21 protein-coding genes are annotated in these 24,396 nt (G+C 73.6%); 14 read left to right on the top strand and 7 right to left on the bottom strand.

Features of this window, described 5'->3' with window-relative positions; all coding sequences use genetic code 11:
* Positions 1-6: 6 nt before the first annotated feature.
* Positions 7-960 carry a diguanylate cyclase domain-containing protein gene (locus QM788_RS15545; protein ID WP_415662369.1) on the bottom strand — a complete coding sequence of 318 codons (954 nt, stop codon included), beginning with the start codon at positions 958-960 and terminating at the stop codon, positions 7-9.
* 6 nt (positions 961-966) lie between these two features.
* On the bottom strand, positions 967-1,407 hold the full coding sequence (gene queF, locus QM788_RS15540; protein WP_415662996.1) for a preQ(1) synthase: 441 nt from the start codon (positions 1,405-1,407) through the stop codon (positions 967-969).
* A gap of 154 nt (positions 1,408-1,561) precedes the next feature.
* Here queF and smc point away from each other — a divergent pair, with 154 nt between their 5' ends.
* The 4 genes from smc to QM788_RS15520 all read left to right on the top strand — a co-directional run bounded on the left by smc (position 1,562) and on the right by QM788_RS15520 (position 8,124).
* Complete coding sequence (gene smc / locus QM788_RS15535) at positions 1,562-5,074, top strand: chromosome segregation protein SMC (protein WP_415662368.1); 3,513 nt, start codon at positions 1,562-1,564, stop codon at positions 5,072-5,074.
* 2 nt (positions 5,075-5,076) lie between these two features.
* A complete protein-coding gene (locus tag QM788_RS15530; protein ID WP_415662367.1) occupies positions 5,077-6,147 on the top strand; it encodes a cell division protein FtsZ in 1,071 nt (356 codons plus the stop codon).
* Positions 6,148-6,208: 61 nt separating this feature from the next.
* Complete coding sequence (locus QM788_RS15525; protein WP_415662366.1) at positions 6,209-7,504, top strand: hemolysin family protein; 1,296 nt, start codon at positions 6,209-6,211, stop codon at positions 7,502-7,504.
* Positions 7,505-7,506: 2 nt separating this feature from the next.
* Entirely contained in the window at positions 7,507-8,124 is a 618-nt protein-coding gene (locus QM788_RS15520; RefSeq protein ID WP_415662365.1) for a Fic/DOC family protein, read from the top strand.
* A gap of 7 nt (positions 8,125-8,131) precedes the next feature.
* On the opposite strand, the gene QM788_RS15515 is transcribed toward QM788_RS15520, so the two are convergent.
* A complete protein-coding gene (locus QM788_RS15515; protein WP_415662364.1) occupies positions 8,132-8,305 on the bottom strand; it encodes a hypothetical protein in 174 nt (57 codons plus the stop codon).
* 69 nt (positions 8,306-8,374) lie between these two features.
* On the opposite strand from QM788_RS15515, the gene ligA reads away from it, so the two are divergent.
* Positions 8,375-10,480 (top strand): NAD-dependent DNA ligase LigA, encoded by a 2,106-nt coding sequence (gene ligA / locus QM788_RS15510; protein WP_415662363.1) that lies wholly within the window; start codon positions 8,375-8,377, stop codon positions 10,478-10,480.
* On the opposite strand, the gene QM788_RS15505 is transcribed toward ligA, so the two are convergent.
* Together QM788_RS15505 and QM788_RS15500 are read right to left on the bottom strand one after the other, a co-directional pair.
* The gene (locus QM788_RS15505) at positions 10,477-11,457 is read right to left on the bottom strand and encodes an SGNH/GDSL hydrolase family protein (protein ID WP_415662362.1); all 981 of its coding nucleotides are present in this window, start codon (positions 11,455-11,457) and stop codon (positions 10,477-10,479) included. The genes ligA and QM788_RS15505 overlap by 4 nt on opposite strands.
* Before the next feature lie 75 nt (positions 11,458-11,532).
* Positions 11,533-12,459, bottom strand: coding sequence for a LysR family transcriptional regulator (locus QM788_RS15500; protein ID WP_415662361.1), 927 nt, complete (start codon positions 12,457-12,459; stop codon positions 11,533-11,535).
* Between the two features lie 144 nt (positions 12,460-12,603).
* Between QM788_RS15500 and QM788_RS15495 the strand changes: the two genes are divergently transcribed.
* The 5 genes from QM788_RS15495 to QM788_RS15475 all read left to right on the top strand — a co-directional run bounded on the left by QM788_RS15495 (position 12,604) and on the right by QM788_RS15475 (position 17,608).
* Positions 12,604-13,695: an HlyD family secretion protein gene (locus tag QM788_RS15495; RefSeq protein ID WP_415662360.1), complete on the top strand. Its 1,092-nt coding sequence runs from the start codon at positions 12,604-12,606 to the stop codon at positions 13,693-13,695.
* A gap of 245 nt (positions 13,696-13,940) precedes the next feature.
* On the top strand, positions 13,941-15,521 hold the full coding sequence (locus QM788_RS15490; RefSeq protein WP_415662359.1) for an MDR family MFS transporter: 1,581 nt from the start codon (positions 13,941-13,943) through the stop codon (positions 15,519-15,521).
* 41 nt (positions 15,522-15,562) lie between these two features.
* Positions 15,563-16,984: an efflux transporter outer membrane subunit gene (locus QM788_RS15485; RefSeq protein WP_415662358.1), complete on the top strand. Its 1,422-nt coding sequence runs from the start codon at positions 15,563-15,565 to the stop codon at positions 16,982-16,984.
* A 43-nt stretch (positions 16,985-17,027) separates the two neighbouring features.
* Positions 17,028-17,312 (top strand): CopG family ribbon-helix-helix protein, encoded by a 285-nt coding sequence (locus QM788_RS15480; protein WP_415662357.1) that lies wholly within the window; start codon positions 17,028-17,030, stop codon positions 17,310-17,312.
* A complete protein-coding gene (locus tag QM788_RS15475) occupies positions 17,312-17,608 on the top strand; it encodes a type II toxin-antitoxin system RelE/ParE family toxin (RefSeq protein WP_415662995.1) in 297 nt (98 codons plus the stop codon). The genes QM788_RS15480 and QM788_RS15475 overlap by 1 nt, the downstream gene beginning before the upstream one ends.
* Before the next feature lie 3 nt (positions 17,609-17,611).
* Here the strand turns inward: QM788_RS15475 and QM788_RS15470 are convergent, their stop codons facing one another.
* Both QM788_RS15470 and QM788_RS15465 read right to left on the bottom strand, forming a co-directional pair.
* Entirely contained in the window at positions 17,612-18,886 is a 1,275-nt protein-coding gene (locus tag QM788_RS15470; RefSeq protein ID WP_415662356.1) for a 3-deoxy-D-manno-octulosonic acid transferase, read from the bottom strand.
* A gap of 38 nt (positions 18,887-18,924) precedes the next feature.
* Positions 18,925-20,322, bottom strand: coding sequence for a phosphomannomutase/phosphoglucomutase (locus QM788_RS15465; RefSeq protein WP_415662355.1), 1,398 nt, complete (start codon positions 20,320-20,322; stop codon positions 18,925-18,927).
* Between the two features lie 131 nt (positions 20,323-20,453).
* On the opposite strand from QM788_RS15465, the gene QM788_RS15460 reads away from it, so the two are divergent.
* Genes QM788_RS15460 through selD form a run of 4 tightly spaced genes read left to right on the top strand, consistent with a single transcriptional unit; the run spans position 20,454 to position 24,386 of the window.
* Positions 20,454-21,896, top strand: a complete 1,443-nt coding sequence (locus QM788_RS15460) for an Ada metal-binding domain-containing protein (protein WP_415662354.1) — start codon at positions 20,454-20,456, stop codon at positions 21,894-21,896.
* Positions 21,893-22,393, top strand: coding sequence for a methylated-DNA--[protein]-cysteine S-methyltransferase (locus tag QM788_RS15455; RefSeq protein ID WP_415662353.1), 501 nt, complete (start codon positions 21,893-21,895; stop codon positions 22,391-22,393). The genes QM788_RS15460 and QM788_RS15455 overlap by 4 nt, the downstream gene beginning before the upstream one ends.
* Positions 22,390-23,277: a DMT family transporter gene (locus QM788_RS15450; protein ID WP_415662352.1), complete on the top strand. Its 888-nt coding sequence runs from the start codon at positions 22,390-22,392 to the stop codon at positions 23,275-23,277. The genes QM788_RS15455 and QM788_RS15450 overlap by 4 nt, the downstream gene beginning before the upstream one ends.
* Before the next feature lie 32 nt (positions 23,278-23,309).
* Complete coding sequence (gene selD / locus QM788_RS15445) at positions 23,310-24,386, top strand: selenide, water dikinase SelD (RefSeq protein ID WP_415662351.1); 1,077 nt, start codon at positions 23,310-23,312, stop codon at positions 24,384-24,386.
* Positions 24,387-24,396 lie beyond the last annotated feature (10 nt).

The following is a 24,396-nucleotide window of genomic DNA, read 5'->3' as shown; positions in this document are numbered from 1 at the left end:
CCCTGCTCAGCCCGCTTCGTCGGCGAAGCAGAAGGTGTTCTTGCCGCGCCGCTTGGCGGCGTAGAGCGCCAGGTCGGCGCTGCCGATCAGCGCCTGCAGGTCCTGCTCGACCTCCAGCGGCACCGGGGCGATGCCGACGCTCAGGCCGATGTGGATGGGCTCGTCCGCGCCCTCGAAGGGTCGGGCGATCGCGGCGATCAGCCGCTGCGACAGCGCCGCGCCGGCCTCCTTGCCGTTGGCCTGGACGACCGCGACGAACTCGTCGCCGCCCAGCCGCGCGATCACGTCCATGCCCCGCAGCACGCCGCGCAGCCGGTCGGCCACCTCGCGCAGCACGGCGTCGCCGACGAGGTGGCCGAAGCCGTCGTTGACCTGCTTGAACCCGTCCAGGTCCATGCACAGCAGCAGCAACTGCGCACCGTCGCGGCGGCTGCGCGCCACCTCCTGCGTCAGCAGTTCGCCGAGCAGCGTGCGGTTGGGCAGCTCGGTCAGCGCGTCGTAGGAGGCCAGCCGGGTCAGCTGGGCCTCGCGCGCCTTGCGCTGGCCGGTGGCGCGCGCGGAGGACACATAGCCCAGCGGCGCGCCGGTCACCCCGTCCCGCATGAGCCGCACGCTCGCCTCCATCCAGACCCAGTGGCCGTCGCGGTGGCGCTGGCGGATTTCGACGCTGCCCATGCTCAGCGCGCCGGTGCCGATCTGCTGCAGCAGCGCGCGGAAGGCGGGGACGTCGTCCGGGTGGACGATGTCGATGGCCTTCTTGCCGACCAGCTCCGCGGGCTCATGGCCGAGCAGCGCCGTGACGGCCGGCGACACGTAGAGGCGGGTGCCGTCGAGGCCGCCGTAGATCAGGGTGTCGGTGGCGTTCTCGGCCAGCTGCCGGAAGAACGCCGCCTCGCGCTCGGCCGCTTCGAGGCGCTGCCGCAGGGCCTGGAGGGTGTCGTCCGGCGGGGCGGTGGCCATGGTGGGTCAGCGCAGCAGTCCCGACTCGAAGCCATGCGCCGGCAGCTCCACGCGCGGCGCGGGCTGCCAGCCGGCCTGGCAGTGCTCGGCGACGACGTTGGTGTAGATGCCGCCGCGCACATACCACTTGGCGGTGATGCGGATGAAGCGCGGGTCCGTGGCCTTGACGATGTCGTCCAGGATCCGGTTGGTCACCTTCTCGTGGAAGGCGCCCTCGTCGCGGTAGCTCCAGAAGTACATCTTCAGGCTCTTGAGCTCCACGCAGAGCTGGTCCGCGATCATGTCGATGGTGAAGTGCGCGAAGTCCGGCTGGCCGGTCAGCGGGCAGTGGCAGGTGAACTCGGGCACCTGGAACTGGATGACGTAGTCCCGCTCCGGGTTGGGGTTCGGGAAGACCAGGATGTCCTTGCTGGGCTGGCTCGGCGGGTTGGCGGGCACCTCGCGCATCTTGGGTTGCTTCCGGGGGGCGGGGGCGGCGGACTTCTTGGTGGCCATGGCTCGGGCTTTCTGAGAGGGGGCGAATGCTATCATCCGGCCCCGTCGAGGCGCCCGTGAAAGGCGCTTTTCTTTAGCCAAATCAACGGCTTACGCGCCCGTCTCCATGCGGCTGAACTCGATCAAGCTCGCCGGCTTCAAATCCTTCGCCGAACCCACCACCTTCCAGCTGCCCGGGCAGCTGGTGGGCGTGGTGGGCCCCAATGGCTGCGGCAAGTCCAACATCATGGACGCGGTGCGCTGGGTGCTGGGCGAGAGCAAGGCCAGCGAGCTGCGCGGCGAGTCCATGCAGGACGTGATCTTCAACGGCAGCGGCAACCGCAAGCCGGCGGGCCGCGCCAGCGTGGAGCTGGTGTTCGACAACGCGTCGGCGCGCGCGGGCGGACCGTGGAACCAGTTCAGCGAGATCGCCGTCAAGCGCGTGCTGACGCGCGACGGCACCAGCAGCTACTTCATCAACAACCAGCCGGTGCGCCGCCGCGACGTGCAGGACGTGTTCCTCGGCACCGGCCTCGGGCCGCGCGCCTACGCCATCATCGGCCAGGGCACCATCTCGCGCATCATCGAGAGCAAGCCCGAGGAGCTGCGGCTGTTCCTGGAGGAAGCGGCCGGCGTGTCCAAGTACAAGGAACGCCGCCGCGAGACCGAGAACCGCCTCAAGGACACGCGCGAGAACCTGACCCGCGTCGACGACATCCTGCGCGAGCTGAACGCGAACCTCGAGAAGCTGGAGCGCCAGGCCGAGGTGGCGGCCAGCTACCGGCAGCTGCAGGACGCCGGCACGCTGAAGCTGCACCAGCTCTGGTGGCTGAAGGCGCGCGACGCCGGCAGCGAGGCGGCGCGCGTGAAGGCCGCGCATGCCGAGGCCGTCAATGCGCTGGAGGCGCGCACGGCCGAGCTGCGCGCCGTCGAGGCGACGCTGGAGGAGGTCCGCCAGCAGCACTACGCGGCGGGCGATGAACTGCACGCCTCGCAGGGCCGTTACGCCGAGGCGCAGCTGGAGGTGAGCCGGCTGGAGGAGCGCATCCGCTTCGTCGTCGAGAGCCGCAACCGAGCGCAGCAGCGGCTGGCCGAGCTGCACGCGCAGGACCGGCAGTGGCGCGAGCGGGTCGAGCAGTCCGCAGCCGAGCTGGAGGGCATCGCCGGGCAGATCGCCGGGGCCGACGAGCAGAGCGAGATCCTGGCCGCGCAGGCCGAGGAGCAGCAGGCGCAGCTGCCCCAGGGCGAGGACGCGCTGCGCGCCGCGCAGGCCCGCGCCAACGAGCAGCGCGCGCAGGTCGCGCAGGTGCAGCAGCAGATTCAGGTGCTGGCCGCCGAGAGCCGCAGCGTGGACGAGCAGGCGCGCGCGCTGCGCCAGCGCGAGGACCGGCTGACGGCCGAGTCCCGTACGCTGGGCGCGCCGGACCCGGACGCGCTGCAGGCGCTGCAGGCCCGCAGCGCCGAGGCCGACGAGGCGCGCGACCTGGCCGACGCCCGGTTGCAGGAGCTCGCCGAGCAGCTGCCGCAGCTGGAGGAGCAGCGCCGCGCCGCGCAGCAGGACGCCAACGCGCAGCTGGCCCGGCAGTCCGAGCTGAGCGCCCGCCTGGAGGCGCTGAAGGCGCTGCAGGACAAGGTGCAGACCGAGGGCAAGCTCAAGCCCTGGCTGGCCCGGCACGGCCTGGACGGGCTGCAGGGCCTGTGGACCCGGCTGCACATCGGCCAGGGCTGGGAGAACGCGCTGGAGGCCGCGCTGCGCGAGCGCATGGGCGCGCTCAGCGTCGGCCGGCTGGAGGTGGTGCGCGCCTTCGAGTCGGACGCGCCGCCGGCCCGGCTGGCCTTTTATTCGCCGCCGCCTGGCGCGATCACGAACACGCACGAGACCCTGCCCAGGCTCAGCGCGCAGCTGAAGCTGGACGACGCCGGCCTCGTCGCGCTGCTGAACGACTGGCTGGAGGGCGTCTACACCGCGCCCGACCTCGACGCGGCGCTGGCCGCGCGCGACCGGCTGACGCACGGCGAGCTGATCCTGACGCCGCAGGGGCATGCGGTGGGCCAGTTCTCCGTCACCTTCTACGCGCCGGACTCCGAGCAGGCCGGCCTGCTGGCGCGCGCGCAGGAGATCGAGCAGCTGGCGCTGGCGCAGAAGGCGCAGGCGCTGATCGCCGACGAGGCGCGGCTGCGGCTGGCCCGCGTCGAGCACCAGTTCAACGACGCCAGCGGGCGCCTCGCCGCGCTGCGCCGCGAGGCCGGCGACGCGCAGACGCGCGCGCACCAGCTCCAGGTCGAGCTGCTGCGCCTGACCCAGCAGGCCGAGGCCAGCCAGCAGCGCCGCGTCGGCCTGGACGCCGAGCTGGCCGAGATCGCCGCGCAGCAGGAGGCGCTGCAGGAGCGCCGCGCGGTCGGCGAGGCCCGCTTCGAGGAGCTGGACCTGCAGCTCGGCGACGCGCAGCAGCGCCACGCCGAGCTGGACGACGGCGTCATCGCCGCCGAGCGCCGGCTGGCCGACGCCCGCGAGCAGCTGCGCACGCTGGAGCGCCGCGCGCAGGAGGCGCGCTTCGCGACGCAGACGCTGGCGGCCCGGCGCGGCGAACTGCAGCGCGGCATCGAGACGGCGCAGGCGCAGATCGCCACCGTCGCGGCGTCCGCGGCCAGCCTGCAGGCCGAGCTGGATGGCTTCAACGACGCCGCCGCGCAGGCCGGCCTGCAGGACGCGCTGGCGCTGAAGGTCGAGCGCGAAGGGCAGCTGGCCGCCGTGCGCGCGAGCTACGACGACCTGTCCCTGCGCCTGCGCAAGGCCGACGAGCAGCGCCTGAGCTTCGAGCGCAGCCTGGACCCGCTGCGCGAGGCCATCACCAAGCTGCAGCTCGAAGAGCAGGCCGCCCAACTCGGCGGCGCGCAGTACCGCGAGCAGCTCGAAGCGGCGGCCGTCGATCTCGAAGCGCTGGCGAAATCCATCGAGGACGGCGGCGTCAAGCTCTACGGCCTGCAGGGCGAGATCGACCGCATCAACCGCGAGATCGCCGCGCTGGGCGCCGTCAACCTCGCCGCACTGGACGAGCTGACCGCCGCCCGCGAGCGCAAGACCTTCCTCGACGCGCAGTGCGCCGACCTGAACGCGGCCATCAAGACGCTGGAAGACGCGATCCACAAGATCGACCTGGAGACGCGCGACCTGCTGGGCGCCACCTTCAACCAGGTCAACGAGCACTTCGGCCGCATGTTCCCCGAGCTGTTCGGCGGCGGCCAGGCGCGGCTGGTGATGACCGGCGACGAGATCCTGGACGCGGGCGTGCAGGTCATGGCCCAGCCGCCGGGCAAGAAGAACAGCACCATCCACCTGCTGTCCGGCGGCGAGAAGGCGCTGACCGCCATCGCGCTGGTGTTCGCGATCTTCCAGCTCAACCCGGCGCCGTTCTGCCTGCTCGACGAGGTGGACGCGCCGCTGGACGACGCCAACACCGAGCGCTACGCCAAGCTCGTCTCGCAGATGAGCCGCGGCACCCAGTTCCTCTTCATCTCGCACAACAAGATCGCGATGGAGATGGCCGAACAACTGATCGGCGTGACGATGCAGGAGCAGGGCGTGTCCCGCATCGTCGCCGTGGACATGGACAAGGCCCTGGAGATGGCCGAAGCATGACGATGAGCCTGACGACCCTTCTGGCCCTGCTCGGCGCCCTGGTGCTGGTGGCGGTGATCGCCCATGGCGCGTGGACCGCGCGCAAGGCCGGCCCCCGGCGCGCGCTGCCGCCGATGGAGGAGCCGCATTTCGACGGCGGCCCGGCCGCCGTGGCGGCGGCGGACGCCGATGGCGGCGAGGCCGCCGCGGCCGAGGCGCTGGGTGAGCTGGAGGCCGCGCTGCCGGCCGTCGCCCGCCCGCCGCGCCGGCCCTCGACGCGCGTGGATGCGCTGATCGACGCGATCGCCACGATCACCGTCGAGACGCCGGCCTCCGGCGAGCTGGCGCTGCAGCACCAGCCCGGCAGCCGCCGCGCCGGCACCAAGCCCTTCCAGATCGAAGGCCTGAACGCCGAGACCGGCGAGTGGGAGCTGCCCACGCCCGGCCAGCGCTACGGCGAGTTCCAGGCCGGCGTGAAGCTGGCCAACCGCAGCGGCGCGCTCAACGAGATCGAGTACTCCGAGTTCGTGCAGAAGATCCAGGCCTTCGCCGACGGCATCGGCGGCTTCGTGCAGTTCCCCGACATGCTGGACGTGGTGGCCCGCGCCCGCGAGCTGGACCAATTTGCCGCCAGCCACGACGCGCAGCTCGCGCTGCTGCTGCGCGCCAGGACCGCGGCCTGGACGCCGGGCTTCGTGCAGCAGGCCGCGTCGCGCCACGGCTTCGTGATGGGCGCGCTGCCCGGGCGGCTGGTGATGCCCTCGCCCGAGGAGGGCGCGCCGCCGGTGCTGACGCTGCAGTTCGACGCCCAGGCCGCGCTGGCCGACGACCCGGAGGCGCTGTCGCTGCGCGAGCTGACGCTGGCGCTGGACGTGCCGCAGACGCCGGCCGAGCAGGAGCCGTTCGCGGCCTGGCAGGAATCGGCCCGCGCGCTGGCCCGCGACCTGGAGGCCGAGGTCTGCGACGACCGCGGCCAGCAACTGGGCCTGCATGCGTTCGCGGCCATCGACGTCGAGCTGAAGAAGCTCTACGAGGCGCTGGCCGCGCGCGACCTGGCCGCCGGCTCGCCGGCCGCGAGAAGGCTGTTCTCCTGATGGCGCACCCGGCAGCGCTCCGCGGCGGCCGGTCCGCCTGCCCGACGGGCGGGAGGCGCCGGTGACCACCTCGCTGCTGCTGATCGGCCTGCTGATCCTCGGCAGCGCGTTCTTCTCGCTGGCCGAGCTGTCGCTGGCCGCGTCGCGCCGGCTGAACCTGCAGCAGCGCGCCGATGCCGGCGACGCCCGCGCCGCCAGGGTGCTGGCGGTGCAGGAGCACCCGGGCGACTACTTCACCGTCGTGCAGATCGGCATCAACACCGTGGCCATCCTCGCCGGCATCGTCGGCGAGGGCGCGTTCACGCCGCATTTCGAGGCGCTGTTCGGGCTCGCGGTCGCGCCCGAGGCGGCCGCCACGCTGGGCTTCGCGGCGTCCTTCGTCGGCATCACGTCGCTGTTCATCGTCATGGCCGACCTGGTGCCCAAGCGCCTGGCCATGACCGAGCCCGAGCGCGTGGCGATGGCGCTGGTCGGGCCGATGCTGGCGCTGTGCCGCCTGCTCAGGCCGCTGGCCTGGCTCTTCAGCGGCATCACCGAGGGCCTGATCCGCCTGCTGGGCCTGCCCGCGCAGCGCGACGAGACCATCAGCCACCGCGACATCCTGGCGCTGACGGAGGCCGGCTACCAGGCCGGCGTCGTCGCGGACGGGGAGCAGCAGGTCATCGCCAACGTGTTCGAGCTGGACACGCGCACCGTCGAGACGGTGATGACCCACCGCGAGCGCATCGTGTACTTCTCGCGCGGCGACGACGATGCGCTGATCCGCAACCGCATCGCCGACACGCCGCATTCGACCTACCTCGTCTGCGACGGCGACCTCGACGCGGTGGCGGGCTACGTGGACGCGACGGACCTGTTCCAGCGCGTGCTGCGCGACGAGCCGCTGTCGCTGCAGGCCGAGGCCGGCGTGCTGGTCAAGAAGGTGCTGATCGTGCCCGACCGGCTGACGCTGTCGGAGATGCTGACGCAGTTCCGCGAGGCGCACGAGGACTTCGCCGTCATCGTCAACGAGTACAGCCGCGTGGTCGGCGTGGTGACGCTGAACGACGTGATGAGCACCGTGATGGGCAGCCTGGTCGCGCCGCACGACGAGGAGCAGATCGTCCGCCGCGAGGACGGCAGCTTCCTCGCCGACGGCGTCACGCCCATCCCCGACGTGGAGCGGGCGCTGGGCATCGAGGGCTGGCCGCAGGCCGGCACCTACGACACGCTGGCCGGCTTCCTGATGGTGCGGCTGCGCCGCATCCCGCGCCGCACCGACGTCGTGGAGTGGGAAGGCTGGCGCTTCGAGGTGGTCGACGTGGACAGCTATCGCGTGGACCAGGTCATGATCACGCCGACGGCGCACGGCGGATAGCCATGGGCCGCTACGCCATCGGCGGCGACGAGGGCGAATGCCAGCCGGGCTCCGACGGGCGCGTGCTGCGCAACCTGGCCGGCATCGCGTCGCCCGAGGACATGGACGAGCTTGAACTGGCGCTGCTGGCGCAGCTCTATGACGCCGTGCTGGTGGAGGATCTGCCGGACCGGCGCCTGACGGTCGCCGATCTGAAGACCTGGCATCGCCGCTGGCTGGGCAACGTCTATGCCTGGGCGGGCCGGGAGCGCGGGGTGAACATGAGCAAGGGCGACTTCCTGTTCGCGTCCGCCGCGCAGTTGCCCCGGCTGCTGGCGAACTTCGAGCGGGACTGCCTGGCCCGCTGGACGCCCTGCCATGGCATGGCCGACGCGGCGCTGGTCGAGGCCATCGCGGTGACGCACGTGGAGTTCATCCTGATCCATCCCTTCCGCGACGGGAACGGCCGTTTGTCGCGCCTGCTTGCGGACGTCATGGCCGTCCAGGCGGGGCGCCCGCCGCTGGACTACGGCAGCTGGGCCTCGGGCAAGGACGCCTATGTCGCGGCGATACGCGCAGGGCATGCCGGCCACTACGGCCCGATGTGCGCGCACGTCGCGCAGGCGATGGGGCTGGGCTGAGCCGCCGTCAGCGGGCCAGGCCGATGTGGGCGAACCGCCGGACGGGCTGGTTCAGCTTGGACTCCAGCGCCGCCACCGCCTGGCCGGTCTCGACCGCCGTGGAGCTGGCCACGGCGCGCAGCACCGCCTGCCGGCTGGGGCGCGGCGGCGTGGCGGCGGGGCGGGGCGGCGGGGAGCGCATGGCGGTTCGACGTGGGAGAGGCAGTGTACCCAGCGGGCGCCGCGATCCGTGCCCGCGACAATCCCGCGCATGACCGCCGCTCCCGCCACCGACGCCCCGCGGCGCGCCGCCGAACTGCGCGCCGCGCTGAACCACCACGCCCATCTCTACTACGTGCTCGATGCGCCCGAGCTGCCGGACGCCGAGTACGACCGGCTGTTCGCCGAGCTGCAGGCGCTGGAGGCCGCCGACCCCGGGCTGCTGACGCCGGACTCGCCGACCCAGCGCGTCATCGGCGCCGTGCTGGACGGCCTGGCGCCGGTGCGCCACGTCGTGCCGATGTTGTCGATCACGACCGAGACGGACACGACCGAGGGCGGCGCGATCGCCTTCGATGCGCGCGTGCGCCGCGAGCTGGCGCTGGCCGACACCGACCCGCCGGTGGAATACGCCGCCGAGCTGAAGTTCGACGGCCTGGCGATGAGCCTGCGCTACGAGCACGGCGTGCTGGTGCAGGCCGCCACGCGCGGCGACGGCGAGACCGGCGAGGACGTGACGCAGAACGTGCGCACCATCGGCCAGGTGCCGCTGCGGCTGAAGGGCGAGGCCCCGCCGGTGCTGGAGGTGCGCGGCGAGGTCTACATGCGCCGCGACGATTTCGAGCGCCTCAACGAGCGCCAGCGCGAGCGCGGCGAGAAGACTTTCGTGAACCCGCGCAACACGGCGGCCGGCGCGATCCGCCAGCTCGACCCGGCGCTGGTGCGCCAGCGGCCGCTGTGCTTCTACGCCTACGGCCTCGGCGAGACGCAGGGGTGGGAGGCGCCCGCGACCCATGGCGGCCTGCTGGACGCGCTGGCCGCGCTCGGCCTGCCGGTCTGCGCGGACCGCGCGGTCGTCCAGGGGCCGGCCGGCCTGGTCGAATTCCACCGCGCGATGGCGGCCCGGCGCGATGCGCTGCCCTTCGACATCGACGGCGTGGTCTACAAGGTCAACTCGCGCGAGCTGCAGCAGAAGCTCGGCTTCAAGACCCGCGAGCCGCGCTGGGCCGTCGCGCACAAATACCCGGCGCAGGAGCAGGTGACGACGCTGCTGGCCATCGACGTGCAGGTCGGCCGCACCGGCAAGCTGACGCCGGTGGCGCGGCTGGAGCCGGTGTTCGTCGGCGGCACGACGGTCAGCAACGCGACGCTGCACAACGTGTTCGAGATGCGCCGCAAGGATGTACGTGTTGGTGATCGAGTGATCATCCGGCGAGCAGGTGACGTAATTCCTGAAGTGGTATCGCGGCTCCACAAAGGGTTTTGGGCCAATGCAGAAACACCAGATCAACTGCACCCGATCGCACGCGACCCTTACGTGCCCAACTTCCACATGCCGCGCGCCTGCCCGATCTGCGCCAGCGCCGCGCTGCGCGAGAAGGGCGGCATCGAGTACCGCTGCACCGGCGGCCTGTTCTGCCCGGCGCAGCGCAAGCAGGCGCTGCTGCACTTCGCCGGCCGGCGCGCGATGGACGTCGAGGGCCTGGGCGACAAGCTGGTCGAGCAGCTGGTGGACGCCGGCATCGTGACCAGCCTGCCCGGCCTCTACAAGCTGGGCGTCGCGCGGCTCGCGGCGCTGGACCGCATGGCCGACAAGAGCGCGCAGAACCTGGTCGCCGCGCTGGAGCGCAGCAAGGCGCCGACGCTGGCGCGCTTCCTGTTCGCGCTCGGCATCCGCCAGGTCGGAGAGACGACGGCCAAGGACCTGGCCCGCCATTTCGGCACGCTGGAGCGGTTGATGAACGCCAGCGTCGAGCAGCTGCTGGAGGTGGCGGACGTGGGGCCGATCGTCGCGGCCAGCGTGCACACCTTCTTCGCGCAGCCGCACAACCGCGAGGTCGTCGAGCAGCTGCTGGCGGCCGGCGTGCAGCCGCAGGAGAGCGCGGGCGAGGGCGACGACCGCCCGCGTCCGCTGCTGGGCCGCACGCTGGTGCTGACCGGCACGCTGCCGACGCTGTCCCGCGACCAGGCCCAGGCGCTGATCGAGGACGCGGGCGGCAAGGTCAGCGGCTCGGTGTCGAAGAAGACCAGCTACGTCATCGCCGGCGAGGAGGCCGGCAGCAAGCTGGAGAAGGCGCGCACGCTGGGCGTGCCGGTGCTGGACGAGGCCGGGCTGCGCGCCTTGCTGGCGGGCGGCGATGCCGCCGCCGCGGGTTAGCGCGCCAGCGCGGCGCGGCGCCTGAGCGACAGCGCGCCGAGGCCCAGCGCCATCAGCAGCCAGGTGCCGGGCTCGGGCACCGCGGCCACGGCCGCCAGCGCGGCCTGGCCGATCAGCGCATGGGTGGCGGCCGAGGGGTGCAGCGCGTCGGAGAAGGACGAGACGCTGCACGAGATGCCGACCGAGCCGGGGAAGTCGCCGCAGGGCGTCGACACATTGGTGATGCCGTACAGCGCGCCGCCGTTGGCCAGCGCGTCGTGGCGGATGTCGGCGGCCAGGCCGGCCATGTCGAGGAAGCTGACCGTCAGCCCGCTGAACTGGGCCTGCAGCAGCGGCACCAGGCCGGCGACCAGCAGGTTGTAGCGCTGCGTCACGTCGCTGGATTCGGCGGTCAGGCCCAGCGCGGCGGCCTCCGGCGTGTTGCCGAGGTCCGGCACGTTGGAGATCAGCACATGCTGCGCGCCGCGGCTGGCCAGCAGGCCGACCACGCTGGCGATGTTGCCGGCCGCGGCCTGCGCGGCCGCCTGGCGCGACTCGGGCGTGCTGGCGGCGCCGCGGGCGTCGCGCAGGTCGTTGCCGCCGCCGACGACGACGTACAGCCCGTCCGGGTCGGCCGCCGCATGCGACGGCGCCCACAGCCCGCCGGCTTGCGCGAGCAGCCCGGGCGGGTTGGAGCCGGTGCCGGTGCGCGCGCCGCCGAAGGCGTAGTTGCTGCCGCCGATCAGCGAGGGCACGGCGCCGGCCGGCAGGGTCAGGCCCTCGGCCAGCACGTCGATCCAGATCGGCCCGTCGGAGAAGCGGCCGCTGGCGTAGGGCGCCGCGGGCGTCGTGCCGCCGGTGGCCAGCAGGATGTTGCCGGTGTCGGACAGGCTGTCGCCGAACACCGTGAGGCTGGAGTAGGCCAGCGCGGGCAGGCTGCCGGCGGTGGCGGCGCCGAGGACCAGGGTGCCGACGCAGCGGCGCAGGAAGTTCTTCATCGTCTTGCCTCGTTGTCTCGTTCGAGTGGGCCTGCAAGCTAACGCGCCGGCCCGCGCCGGGGCAGCGGACAAGTCCTACCCCTCGAACGCGGGGGCGGGCAGACCGAGCGGCGCCTCCCGGGCCCAGTCGGGCTGGGTCTCGAACAGGTGGTCGATGAAGGCCCGCGTCTTGGCCGGCATCAGCCGGCGGCTGGCCGTCAGCAGGTGCACGGGCAGCGGCTCGTGGCGCCAGTCGGGCAGCACCGGCACCAGCGTGCCGGCGGCGACGTCGGGCGCCACCATGCCGACCGGGAAGCTGCCGATGCCGCCGCCGGCCCGGGCCAGCGCCAGCACCAGTCCGATGGCGTTGGCCTCCAGCGGCCCGCGCGCCTCCACCTCGGCGGTCTGCCGGCCGTTCTGCAGCGTGCGGGGCAGGCCGCGGGCCTGGCTGAGCAGCACGAAGTCGTGGCCCGCCAGGTCGGCCGGCGCCCGCGGGGCCGGGCGCGACCGCAGGTAGGCGGGGCTGGCGAACAGGCCGCGCTCCAGCACCATGAAGCGGCGCGCCACCAGCTCGGGCTCGTCGATGGCGCCCATGCGCACCGCCACGTCGTAGGGCTCGTTGAACAGGTCCACGCGGCGCGGCGTGGTGTCCACCTCCAGCGTCACGCGCGGGTAGCGGCGCACGAAGCGGGCGAAGCTGTCGGCCAGCAGCAGCGTCGCGAACTCCGCCGGCACCGCGACGCGCAGCCGGCCCTGCGGCGTGGCGTCGCGGGAGGCCAGCCACTGGCGGGTCTCGGCGATGTCGTCGTCATGCCGCGCGGCGCGCTCGGCCAGCTGCTGGCCGAGTTCGGTCAGCGTCATGCGGCTGGCGCCGGGCACGAACAGCCGCGCGCCCACCGAGGTCTCCAGCGCCGCCAGGCGCCGGCTCAGCGTGGCCTTGGGGCAGCCGAGCTGGCGCGCGGCCGCGGACAGCGAGCCGGCCTTGTGGACCTGGGCCAGCAGCAGGAGGTGGTCGATCTTCATCGGGCGTGATTTCGTTTCGTTCCCGGAACGGTCTGTTTGAATTTTCCGGCTATTCGCCAAAAACGGAACTCTCTACAGTCCCGCGCTCCATGTCAATGCGCCGGCAGCCGCCTTCCCGCAGCAACGGCAACGAGGATCCCCGCCATGAACGCACCGCAAGACCCGGCCGCCACGGCGCCCCAGCCCGCCAGGAGCGGCCCGCCGGTGCCGCTGTTGGTCATCGGCGCCGCGCTGCTGATCGGCGGCCTGGGGCTGGGCGGGCGCATGTGGTGGCGCAGCCAGCATGTCGTCGAGACGGACAACGCCTTCGTCGCCGGCCGCATCCACCCGGTCGCCACGCGCGTGGCCGGCGTCGTCACCGAGATGCACATGCGGGACAACGCGGCCGTCAAGGCCGGCGACCTGCTGCTGCGCCTGGACCCGGCCGATGCCGCCGTGCAGGTGGAGCGGCTGAAGGCGCAGATCGCGCAGGCGGACGCGGCCCTGGCCACCAGCGCCGCGCAGATCGCCCAGGCCCGCGCGCAGGCCGCCGCGGCCGGCTCGCAGGTGGCGCAGGCCGAGGCGGTGCTGGCCCGCACGGAGCTGGACGCCCGGCGCAGCCAGGCGCTGTTCGGCGCCGAGCTGCGCGCCACCAGCCGGCAGGAGCTGGACGCCGCGCTGGCCGCCCGCGACGTGGCCCGGGCCGACTTGGCCGCCCGCAAGGCCGGCGCGGCCGCCGCGACGCAGGCCGTCGCCGCGGCGGAAAGCGCGCGCCGCTCCGCCGACGCGCAAAAGGGCGCCACGCTGGCGCAGCTGAAGGACGCGCAGAACCAGGTCGGCTACGCGGAGCTGCGCGCGGCCAGCGACGGCCGCATCGGCCGGCGCACCGTGGAAGTGGGCCAGCGCGTGCAGCCGGGCCAGCAGCTGGCCGCCATCGTCGAGCCGGAGACCTGGATCGTCGCCAACTTCAAGGAAACCCAGCTCGCGCGGATGAAGCCGGGCCAGCCGGCGCAGGTGAAGGTGGACGCCTTCCCCGGCCGCGAACTGCGCGCCCGGGTGGACAGCTTCGCGCCCGCCTCGGGCGCCAGCTTCGCGCTGCTGCCGCCGGACAACGCGACCGGCAACTTCACGAAGATCGTGCAGCGCGTGCCGGTGAAGCTGGTGTTCGAGCCCGAGAGCCTGAAGGCGCTGGGCGAGGCCGCGGCGCGCATCGTGCCGGGGCTGTCGGTGCAGGTGGAAGTCGAGCTGGCCGACTGAGCCCAAATCCGGCAGCTGACCGCTTGCCATTCATCGAAAGTGCTGATGTTTCAACACCTTGTCGCACATGCGGAGATCACCACGCCGGTGAGCAGCGCTGCATGCCCGCTGGTCTGGCGCTGCGGGCCGCTGGCGGCGTTGCTTCTCCTCGTGGGCATCAGCCCACTTCGTCGGCGCGCCTTGCCAGCGGCCCGCCTCGCCAGCCCCTCGGGCATGCCCAACTGCCGGATTTAGGCTGAGCGGCCATGGGCAACGACAACCTGCCGCCGCCCACCGGCGAGAAGGTCAGCGGCCGCACCTGGGTGGCCGTGCTGGCCAGCCTGCTGGGCGCCTTCATGGCGGTGCTGGACATCGCCATCACCAACTCCTCGCTGCGCGACATCCTCGGCGCGCTGTCAGCCACGCAGGAGGAGGGCTCGTGGATCTCCAGCGCCTACCTGGTGGCCGAGATCGTCGTCATCCCGCTGGCGGGCTTCCTGGCGCTGGTGTTCTCGACGCGCCGCTACCTGATCGTCAACGTCGTGCTGTTCCTGCTGTTCAGTACGCTGTGCGGCATGGCCTGGAGCCTGGAGAGCATGATCGCCTTCCGCGCCGCCCAGGGCTTCACCGGCGGCGTGATGATCCCGATGGCGATGACGCTGGTCACGCGCAAGCTGCCGCTGAACAAGCGGCCGATCGGCCTGGCGCTGTTCGGCATGACCGCCACGCTCGCGCCCACGCTGGGCCCGACGGTGGGCGGCTGGCTGACCGAGCTGTACGGCTGGCCCAGCATCTTCTACCTCAACTGGGTGCCCGGCGTGCTGCTGATCCTGGGCGTGGGCTACGGGCTGGACAAGGAGCCCATGAACCTGAAGCTGCTGCGCGACGTGGACTGGCTGGGCATCGCCTGCATGGCCATCGGCCTGGGCTCGCTGACCGCGATGCTGGAGGAGGGCAACGCCAAGGACTGGTTCCAGAGCCCCTTCATCATCGCCGCCGCGGTGCTGGCCGTGGCCGGCCTCTACGGCTGGGCCTGGCGCGGCCTGACGCGCAGCAACACCTTCATCGACCTGCACATCCTCGGCCGCCCGAGCTTCCTGATCGCCGCCGCCATCGCCTTCGTCACCGGCATGGGGCTGTACGGCTCGGCCTTCATCCTGCCGTTGTACCTGGGCCAGATCGCGCAGTACACGCCGATGCAGATCGGCCTGGTCATCATGTGGATGGGGCTGCCGCAGCTGTTCATCATGCCGTTCGCGGCCAAGCTCTCCACCCAGCTCGACAACCGCGTGATGATGAGCGCGGGGCTGGCGCTGTTCGCGCTGTCCTGCTTCATGAACACGCACATGAGCGCCGACACCGCCGGCCCCGAGCTGATCGCCGCGCAGGTCGTGCGCGCGCTGGGCCAGCCGCTGATCATGATCACGCTGACCAACTTCGCCATCAACGGCATCCCGCCCCGGCTGCTGCCCAGCGCGTCGGGCATGTTCAACATGATGCGCAACCTCGGCGGCTCCGTGGGCATCGCGCTGCTGGCGACGCTGCTGACCAACCGCGAGCACCTGCACAGCGCCCGCCTCGGCGAGGCGGTCAGCCTGTACGAACCGGCCACGCAGGCGCGGCTGGAGGCGCTGGCGCAGAACTTCGCCGCGAAGGGCGCCGACGCCGCCGCCGCGCAGGACATGGCGCTGAAGGCGCTGGACGGCATCGTGCGCCGCGAGAGCTTCGTCATGGCCTACAACGACGCCTTCCTCGTCCTCGGCATCGCGCTGGTCAGCTGCATCGCCGCCGTCTGGCTCAGCAAGAAGGTGCTGGGCGGCACCGCCTCGGGCGAGGCCGCGCATTGAAAACCCGTCCAGAGGGCCTGCCCGCCCGCAGGGAGATTGAGATGAATGCACAGATTTCGCCGTCGCTGCCGCTGTCGCTGCTGGTGGCGGCCGCGCTGGCCGGCTGCACGACGCTGGGCCCCGACTACCAGGCCCCGGCGCCCCGGGCCCCGGCCGCCTATGCCAGCCCGGCCGCCACGGCCGGCGCCGAGCTGCAGCGCGACTGGTGGCGGATGTTCGGCGACGCGCAGCTGGACGCGCTGCAGGCCCGCGCGCTGCAGGCCGCGCCGACGCTGGCCGCCGCCGCCGCCCGCATCGAGCGCGCCCGCGCGGTGCTGGGCGCGACCCGGGCCGACGGGCTGCCGCGCCTGGACGTGGGCGCCAGCGAGACCGGCCTGCGTACCTCGGCCCGCGCCGTCACGACGCCGGTGCTGGGTGGCCAGGCCGTCAGCTTCGAGGGCTGGCAGACCGCCGTGCAGGCCAACCTCGGCTGGGAAATCGACCTCTGGGGCCGCGTGAAGCGCCAGGCCGAAGTCGCGCAGGCCCAGCTCGACGCCGCCACGCTGGACGCCGCCGCCGCCCGCGTCGCGCTGACGGCCGACGTCGCCGCCGCCTACTGGCAGTGGCGCGCGCTGGCCGACGAGGCCGCGGCGCTGCAGCGCGTGCACGACAGCCGCGCCAAGGCCTTCCGGGTCGCGCAGACCCGCTTCGACGCCGGCGCCTCCACGCTGCAGGACCTGGAGCGCGTGCGCGCCGAACTGGCCGCGGCCGACGCCGACCTGGCCGACCTGCCGCGCCGCCAGGCCCTGGCGCTGAACCAGCTCGCCGCGCTGACCGGCCAGGGCGCGGCCGAGCTGCGGCTGCAGGCCAGCCCGCTGGCCGCGCCGCCGCCGGTCCGCGCCGGCCTGCCGTCCGAGCTGCTGCAGCGCCGCCCGGACCTGGCCCAGAGCCTGGCCCAGCTGCATGCCGCGACGGCGCAGGTCGGCATCGCCGAGGCGGCCTTCTACCCCGCGATCCGGCTGACCGGCAGCTTCGGCTACCAGAGCAAGGACCTGAGCGACCTCGTCTCCGCGCCGGCGCGGCTGTACAACTTCGGCCCCGGCATCTCGCTGCCGCTGTTCGAGGGCGGCCGCAACCGCGCCAACCTGGCCGGCGCCCGGGCCCAGGTCGATGAATCGCTGGCCGCCTTCCGCGGCCGCATGCTGCAGGCGCTGCGCGAGGTGGACGACGCGCTCGCCGAACTGCAGGGCCGCGCGGCCGTCGTGGACGCGCAGCGCCGCACGCTGGCGTCCGCCGGCCAGGCGCTGGCGGTGGCCCGCAGCCGCTACGAGCAGGGCGCCGTCGGCTACCTCGACGTGACCGAGGCCGAGCGCACGCCACTGGCGGCGGAGCGCGCGCTGGCGCAGCTGCGCGGCGCGCAGTGGGCGGCCACGGCGCAGTTGGTGAAGGCGCTGGGCGGGGGATGGGGCGGCAGCGGCAACTGATGTGCTACGCTGCACTTCCTGCGTAACACATCAGGGCGATGCCATGAGCGAAGCCACCTTCACCTTCCGTGTCGATGAAAGCCTGAAGAGCGAGTTCGCCACGGCCGCCAAGGCCTGCGACCGCACCGGCGCCCAATTGCTGCGCGACTTCATGCGCGAGTTCGTACAGCAGCAGGACATGGCCGGGCATGACGCCTGGTTCCGCCGCCAGGTGCAGGACGGCCTGGACTCTGCGAATGCTGGCCGGTTGGTGCCTGCTGCCGACGTCGAGGCCAGGTTCGCGGCACGCCGGGCGTCTACGCGCGGCGCCCTTGAAGCGTCCGAATGATGGAACTGCGCTGGACGCCTGAAGCCATCCAGGACCGCGAAGCCATCTACGACTACATCGAGGCCGACAACCCGCGCGCGGCACTGGCCCTCGACGAATTGCTTGAAGAGAAGGCCGGCCGCCTGGCCGCCCAGCCCGGCCTCGGCCGCCCGGGCCGCGTGGCCGGCACGCGCGAACTGGTCGCGCACCAGAACTACATCCTCGTCTACGACGTGGTCGGCGGGCACGTGCGCGTGCTGCGTGTGCTGCATGCGTCCCGGCAGTGGCCGCTGCCGGATGAGCACGGCCCTGGCTGAGGGTCAATTCCGCATCGACGCCAGCAGCGCCGCGGCCATCCGCTGTGCTGCGCCCCGATGAGCTGCGGCGAAGGCAAGGGCGGCGCGGCCCATCCCGCGGCTGGCGTCGGCATCGGCGCACAGCTCGAGGCCGCGATCCAGGGCCGTGTGCAGGCTCGTGCAGCGCTCGGCGGCACCAGCGCGCACAGCCAGCTCGGTCGCCTCGGCGAAATTGAAGGTGTGCGGCCCCGCCAGCACCGGGCAGCCGCAGGCCGCCGCCTCGATCAGGTTCTGCCCGCCCAGCGGCTCGAAGCTGCCGCCCAGCAGCGCGACGCCGGCCAGCCCGTAGTACAGCGGCATCTCGCGCATGGAGTCGCCCAGCCACACGTCGGCGCGCAGTGCGTCGGGCGGCGGCGCGTCGCCCCAGCCGCTGCGGCGGGCGAGCGTGAAGCCGGCATCGGCGATCAGTCCGGCCACTTCGTCGAAGCGCTGCGGGTGGCGCGGCACGATGGCCAGCAGCGGCCGGGGCGCCGGCTGCTTCCGCCATTCGGCCAGCAGCGCGGCCTCCTCGCCCTCGCGGCTGACGGCCAGCAGCAGCACCGGGCGGCCGAGCGCCGCCGCCCAGGCGCGGCCGCGCGCGATCAGCGCCGGGTCCACGGCGACGTCGTACTTCAGGTTGCCGGCCACCTGCACGCGCGGTGCGCCCATCGTGCGCAGGCGCTGGGCGTTGGCCTCGGTCTGCGCGAGAGCCAGCGCCATGCGCCGCGCGGCCGGGCGCATCAGCGCGCCCAGCCGCAGGCCCTGGCGCAGGCTCTTTTCCGACAGCCGGGCATTGGCCAGCACCATGGGCAGGCCGGCCCGCTCGGCCTCGCGCTGTAGCGTCGGCCAGACCTCGGTCTCCATCAGCACGCCCAGGCGCGGCCGCCACTGGCGCAGGAAGCGGCGCACGGCGCCGGGCGTGTCGTAGGGCAGCCAGGCCTGGGCATCGCCCTCGCGCAGCAGCGCCTGGCCGGCCTCACGGCCGGTGGCGGTGGAATGGGTCAGCAGCAGGCGCAGCGACGGATCGCGGGACCGCAGCGCGTCGATGAGCGCGCTGGCCGCCCGCGTCTCGCCCAGCGACACGGCGTGTATCCACAGCCGGCCGGGTTCGGCAGGCCCCTTGTAGAAACCCAGCCGCTCGCCCAGCGCCTGCCGGTACAGCGGCTCCTGGGCGCCGCGCCGCCACAGGCGCAGCAGGTAGAAGGGCGTCAGCAGGCGCAGCGCCGCTGCATAGGCGAGGCGGGCGAGGTGGTCGCTCATCGGCGCGGCCGCGACCCGCCTGCCGTCCCGCATCGCGCTCAGTGCCCGGCGGCGAACCTGGCGTCCGGCTTCACGCGCTTGAGCTGCGCCAGCACGTCATGCTGGATGCGCTCCAGCGCCTCGGGCGTGTGGCCCTCGAAGCGCAGCACCAGCACCGGCGTGGTGTTGGACGGGCGGATCAGGCCGAAGCCGTCGGCGTACTCGAAGCGCATGCCGTCGATGGTGTTGATCTCCTGCACGCCCGGCAGGTCGCCCGGCGTGACGAGTTCCTTGAGCTTCCTGACGACCTCGTGGTGCTCGCCTTCGGCGCAGGGCACGTTGATCTCGGGCGTGTTGAAGCTGTTGGGCAGGGCCTGCAGCACGGCGCTCGGGTCGTCACTGCGCGACAGGATCTCGAGCATGCGGCCGGCCGTGTACATCGCGTCGTCGAAGCCGTACCAGCGCTCGCTGAAGAAGATGTGGCCCGACAGCTCGCCGGCCAGCGGCGCGCCGGTTTCCTTCAGCTTGGCCTTGGCCAGCGAGTGGCCGGTCATCCACATCAGCGGCTTGCCGCCGTGCTCGCGGATCCACGGCGCCAGGCGCTGCGTGCACTTCACGTCGAAGATGATCTCGGCGCCGGGCTGGCGTTTCAGGATGTCGGCCGCGATCAGCATGATCTGGCGGTCCGGCATGATCATCTCGCCGTCCTTGGTGACGATGCCCAGCCGGTCGCCGTCGCCGTCGAAGGCCAGGCCCAGCTCGGCGTCGCAGGCGTGGACGACGCGCTTGAGGTCTTCCAGGTTCTCGGGGCGCGAGGGATCGGGGTGGTGGTTGGGGAAGTCGCCGTCCACCCTGGAGAAGATGTCGATGACCTCGCAGCCCAGCGCGCGCAGGATGGCCGGGGCCGAGGCGCCCGGGATGCCGTTGCCGCTGTCGACGACGATCTTCATCGGCCGGGCCAGCTTGCAGTCGCGCACGATGCGGGCGGCGTACTCGGGCACGATGTCCATCCGGCCGACCCGGCCGCGGCCGCTGGCGTAGTCCTCGGCCTCGATGCGGCGGCGCAGGCCCTGGATCTGCTCGCCGTAGACGGCGGCGCCCTGCAGCACCATCTTGAAGCCGTTGTAGTCCTTGGGGTTGTGGCTGCCGGTGACCTGGATGCCCGAGGTGCAGCCGTGCTTGCCGCGCGTGGCGGCGACGTAATAGAGCATCGGCGTCGTCACGGCGCCGATGTCGACGACGTCCAGCCCGGTCGAGGCGATGCCGCGGATCAGCGCGGCGACCAGGCCGGGGCCGGACAGGCGGCCGTCGCGGCCCACGGCCACGGCCTTTTCGCCCAGTGCCTTCGCCTCGGTGCCGAAAGCCCGGCCCAGGTGTTCGGCGAGTTGTTCGTCCAGGGTCTGGCCGACGACGCCGCGGATGTCATAGGCCTTGAAGATGGAAGCGTGGACCTGCATGGATGCCCTTGAAAAAGCTGGGTTTCGGAAATCGCGGCGGATTGTAGGCACGCGCCCGGCCGGCGCCCGCGGGGCAGGGGCATGTCCGGAAACGGCCAGTCCCGGGCCGGCGCGCCGCCTAGACTGGCCCCATGCCGCCCGACACCCTGCCGCCCGACGCCGCCTACGCCGCCCTCCAGGCGCGCGACGCCCGCTTCGACGGGCGGCTCTACGTCGGCGTCACGTCCACCGGCATCTACTGCCGCCCGGTCTGCCGCGTGCGCCTGCCGCGGCGCGAGAACTGCCGCTTCTTCCCGACGGCCGCGCAGGCCGAGGCCGCCGCGTTCCGCCCCTGCCTGAAGTGCCGGCCCGAACTGGCGCCCGGCCCGCTGCCGTGGACGACGGCGGACGCCTCGCGCACGCTGGCCCGCCAGGCCGCCGCGTGGCTGGACGCCTGCGACGACGCCGGCGCCAGCGTCGAGGGCCTGGCCCGGCACCTGGGCATCACCAGCCGCCACCTGCGCCGCATCTTCCAGGCCGAGCACGGCGTGTCGCCGCTGCAATACCTGCAGACGCGCCGGCTGCTGCTGGCCAAGGCGCTGCTGACGGACGGCCCGATGCCGGTGCAGCAGGTGGCGCAGGCCGCCGGCTTCGCCAGCCTGCGCCGCTTCAACGCCGCCTTCAGCGCGCACTACCGGATGCCGCCCACGGCGCTGCGCCGCGCGGGCGGGCCGCCGGGGCAGGGCCCGTGCCTGCGGCTGGGCTGCCGCCAGCCCTATGACGCGGCCGGCGTGCTCGCCTTCCTGGCGCCGCGCGCGGTGGCCGGCGTCGAGCGGGTGGACGCGGGCGGCATCACCCGCTCGCTGGCGCTGGCGCATGCGGGCCGGCGCCACGCGGGCTGGCTGCGCGTCGATTTCGGCCGGCCCGGCGAGGTGGCCGTGGCGCTGTCGCCCGCGCTGTGGCCGGCCGCCGGCTCGCTGCTGCCGCTGCTGCGCCGCTGGCTGGACCTGGACGCCGACCCCGCGCCGATCGCCGCCGCGCTGGGCGCGGGCGCCGTGCCCGGCCAGCGCCTGCCGGGCTGCCTGGACCGCTTCGAGCTGGCCGTGCGCGCCGTGCTGGGCCAGCAGGTCACCGTGGCCGCCGCGCGCACGCTGGCGGGCCGCGTCGCCGAGCGCTTCGGCGAGGCCCTGGCCGACGCGCCCCCGGGCGTCGGCCGCCTGTTCCCCACGCCCGGGCGCATCGCCGCCGCCACGCGCGACGACATCGCGTCGCTGGGCATCATCGGCCGCCGCGCGGACGGCCTCGTCGCGCTGGCGCGGGCCTGGCCGACGCTGGCCTTCGCCCGCCGCGAGGGCCCGCCCGAGGCCGCCGCCGCGCAGCTCACCGCCATCCCCGGCATCGGCCCCTGGACCGCCAGCTACATGCTGATGCGCGGCTGGAGCTGGCCCGACGCCTTCCCGCCCGGCGACGTCGTGCTGCGCAAGGCGCTCGGCGCCGGCGGCCCGCCGCTCTCGCCCCGGGCCTGCCTGCAGGCCGCCGAGCGCTACCGCCCCTACCGCAGCTACGCCGCGCTGCACCTCTGGAGACAGGCATGACCCTGCCGCAATGCCACCACATCCTGCAGCGCCGCATCGCCACGCCGCTGGGCCCGCTGACGGCCGCCCGCAGCGCGGCCGGCCTGTCGGGCCTGTGGTTCGACGGCCAGAAGCACCACCCCGGCCCGCTCGCCGTGCCGCAGGACGACGGCCGGGACCCGGTGCTGTCCGCCGCCGCCGCGGCGCTGGCCGCCTACTTCGGCGGCCGGCCCGTCGAGCTGCCGCCGCTGGACCCGGCCGGCACGGCCTTCCAGCGCCAGGTCTGGCAGGCGCTGCTGCAGATCGCGCCCGGCCGCTGCGCCAGCTATGGCGGCCTGGCCGAACGCCTGGGCCGCGCCCAGGCCGCCCGCGCGCTGGGCGCGGCGGTGGGGCGCAACCCCATCTCCATCCTGATCCCCTGCCACCGCGTCGTCGGCGCGTCCGGCGCGCTGACCGGCTATGCCGGCGGGCTGGCGCGCAAGCAGGCGCTGCTGCGCCTGGAGCAGGGCGCCGCATGAGGCCGGCCGACCTGGCCGAGCTGGTGCTGCTCGCCGCGCTGTGGGGCGCGTCCTTCCTGTTCATGCGGTTGGGCGCCCACGAGTTCGGCGCGATCCCGCTCGCCGCCGCGCGCGTGGGCCTGGCCAGCGCGCTGCTGCTGCCGCTGCTGGCCGCGCGCGGCCAGCTCGCCGGCCTGCGCCGGCACTGGCGGGGCCTGCTGCTGGTCGGCGCGCTGAACAGCGCGCTGCCGTTCGCGCTGTTCTCGTTCGCGGCGCTGTCCCTCAGCGCCGGGCTGGCCAGCATCGTCAACGCGACGACGCCGCTGTGGACGGCCCTGGTCGCCTTCGCCTGGCTGGGCCGGCGCCTGACGCCGTGGCGGGTGCTGGGCCTGGCCCTCGGCTTTGCCGGCGTGGCCTTCCTGGCCTGGGACCAGGCCGGCTTCAAGCCCGGCGCGGGCCGTTCGGGCCACGCCGGGCTCTGGGCCATCGCCGCCTGCGCCTCGGCGACGCTGTGCTATGGCGTGGCCGCCAATGCGACGCAGCGCTTCCTGTCGGCGGCGCCGCCGCTGACGGTGGCCGCCGGCAGCCAGGCGGCCAGCACGCTGCTGCTGGCGCTGCCCGCCGCCTGGCTGTGGCCGGCGCAGCCGCCCGGCGCGCTGGCCTGGGGCAGCGCGCTGGGCCTGGCGCTGCTGTGCACGGCGCTGGCCTACATCCTGTTCTTCCGCCTGATGAGCCGCGTGGGGCCGACGAACACCGTCTCCGTCACCTTCCTGATCCCGCTGTTCGCCATCCTGTGGGGCGCGCTGTTCCTGCGGGAACCCGTCACCGCGCAGATGCTGGCCGGCGGGGCCATCGTGCTGGCCGGGATCGCGCTGGCGCTGGGGGTCGTGGGCGGGAGGCGCTAACGGCGCCGGCCGCGCCCGATATGCTCGCCACCATGAACCCTGCCACTGCTGCCTCCCCACCGGCCGCCGAACCCCGCCTGACCTCGCTGTCGCACGGCGGCGGCTGCGGCTGCAAGATCGCGCCGGGCGTGCTGTCCGAGATCCTGAAGGGCACGGCCGCGATGCCCATCCCCCCGGAACTGCTGGTCGGCATCGAGACCTCGGACGACGCCGCCGTCTACCAGCTCAACGACGAGCAGGCGCTGGTCGCGACGACCGACTTCTTCATGCCCATCGTCGACGACCCGTTCGACTTCGGCCGCATCGCCGCGACCAACGCGATCAGCGACGTCTACGCGATGGGCGGCCGGCCGCTGCTGGCGCTGGCGCTGGTGGGCATGCCGGTGAACGTGCTGTCCACGCAGACCATCGGCCGCGTGCTGGAGGGCGGCGCGGCGGCCTGCCGCGCGGCGGGCATCCCGATCGCGGGCGGGCACACCATCGACTCCGTGGAGGCCATCTACGGCCTGGTGGCCCTCGGCCTGGTGCATCCGCGGCGCGTCCGGCGCAACGCCGATGCGCGGCCGGGCGACCTGCTGGTGCTGGGCAAGCCGCTGGGCGTCGGCGTGATGAGCGCGGCGCTGAAGAAGGACCAGCTCGGCCCCGAGGGCTATGCCCGCATGATCGACACGACGACGCGGCTGAACACGCCGGGGCCGGACCTGGCGGCGCTGCCGGGCGTCCATGCGCTGACGGACGTGACCGGCTTCGGCCTGGCCGGCCATGCGCTGGAGCTGGCGCGCGGCGCCGGCTGCACGGTGGAGCTGGACTGGCCCGCCGTGCCGCTGCTGCCGGGCGTGCGCGAGCTGGCGCAGCGCGGCTTCGTCACCGGCGCGTCGGGCCGCAACTGGGCGGGCTACGGCGGCGACATCGCGCTGCCGGCCGGCTTCGCCGCCGAGGACCGGGCGCTGCTGACCGACCCGCAGACCAGCGGCGGCCTGCTGGTGTCGTGCGACGCGGGCGCGGTGGACGCGGTGCGGGCCGTCTTCGCCGCGCACGGCTTCGCCGCGGCGGCCGTGGTCGGCCGCGTCACGCCGCGCGGCGCGCGGCCGCTGGCCGTCCAGGGCTGAGGCCGCCGGG

Source organism: Roseateles sp., assembly GCF_047654785.1.
Lineage (GTDB): Bacteria > Pseudomonadota > Gammaproteobacteria > Burkholderiales > Burkholderiaceae_C > Pelomonas.
The sequence above is the reverse complement of the archived record's forward strand: the minus strand, read 5'-3'. Positions and strand labels throughout refer to the sequence as shown.

Coding starts and splice junctions, on each gene's coding strand:
- QM788_RS15455 (WP_415662353.1), top strand. CDS start 21,893: ATGACCCTGCCGCAATGCCACCACATCCTGCAGCGCCGCATCGCCACG.
- smc (WP_415662368.1), top strand. CDS start 1,562: ATGCGGCTGAACTCGATCAAGCTCGCCGGCTTCAAATCCTTCGCCGAA.
- QM788_RS15505 (WP_415662362.1), bottom strand. CDS start 11,457: ATGAAGAACTTCCTGCGCCGCTGCGTCGGCACCCTGGTCCTCGGCGCC.
- QM788_RS15465 (WP_415662355.1), bottom strand. CDS start 20,322: ATGCAGGTCCACGCTTCCATCTTCAAGGCCTATGACATCCGCGGCGTC.
- queF (WP_415662996.1), bottom strand. CDS start 1,407: ATGCGCGAGGTGCCCGCCAACCCGCCGAGCCAGCCCAGCAAGGACATC.
- QM788_RS15500 (WP_415662361.1), bottom strand. CDS start 12,459: ATGAAGATCGACCACCTCCTGCTGCTGGCCCAGGTCCACAAGGCCGGC.
- QM788_RS15450 (WP_415662352.1), top strand. CDS start 22,390: ATGAGGCCGGCCGACCTGGCCGAGCTGGTGCTGCTCGCCGCGCTGTGG.
- QM788_RS15480 (WP_415662357.1), top strand. CDS start 17,028: ATGAGCGAAGCCACCTTCACCTTCCGTGTCGATGAAAGCCTGAAGAGC.
- QM788_RS15545 (WP_415662369.1), bottom strand. CDS start 960: ATGGCCACCGCCCCGCCGGACGACACCCTCCAGGCCCTGCGGCAGCGC.
- QM788_RS15470 (WP_415662356.1), bottom strand. CDS start 18,886: ATGAGCGACCACCTCGCCCGCCTCGCCTATGCAGCGGCGCTGCGCCTG.
- QM788_RS15495 (WP_415662360.1), top strand. CDS start 12,604: ATGAACGCACCGCAAGACCCGGCCGCCACGGCGCCCCAGCCCGCCAGG.
- QM788_RS15490 (WP_415662359.1), top strand. CDS start 13,941: ATGGGCAACGACAACCTGCCGCCGCCCACCGGCGAGAAGGTCAGCGGC.
- QM788_RS15475 (WP_415662995.1), top strand. CDS start 17,312: ATGGAACTGCGCTGGACGCCTGAAGCCATCCAGGACCGCGAAGCCATC.
- QM788_RS15520 (WP_415662365.1), top strand. CDS start 7,507: ATGGGCCGCTACGCCATCGGCGGCGACGAGGGCGAATGCCAGCCGGGC.
- QM788_RS15530 (WP_415662367.1), top strand. CDS start 5,077: ATGAGCCTGACGACCCTTCTGGCCCTGCTCGGCGCCCTGGTGCTGGTG.
- selD (WP_415662351.1), top strand. CDS start 23,310: ATGAACCCTGCCACTGCTGCCTCCCCACCGGCCGCCGAACCCCGCCTG.
- ligA (WP_415662363.1), top strand. CDS start 8,375: ATGACCGCCGCTCCCGCCACCGACGCCCCGCGGCGCGCCGCCGAACTG.
- QM788_RS15515 (WP_415662364.1), bottom strand. CDS start 8,305: ATGCGCTCCCCGCCGCCCCGCCCCGCCGCCACGCCGCCGCGCCCCAGC.
- QM788_RS15485 (WP_415662358.1), top strand. CDS start 15,563: ATGAATGCACAGATTTCGCCGTCGCTGCCGCTGTCGCTGCTGGTGGCG.
- QM788_RS15460 (WP_415662354.1), top strand. CDS start 20,454: ATGCCGCCCGACACCCTGCCGCCCGACGCCGCCTACGCCGCCCTCCAG.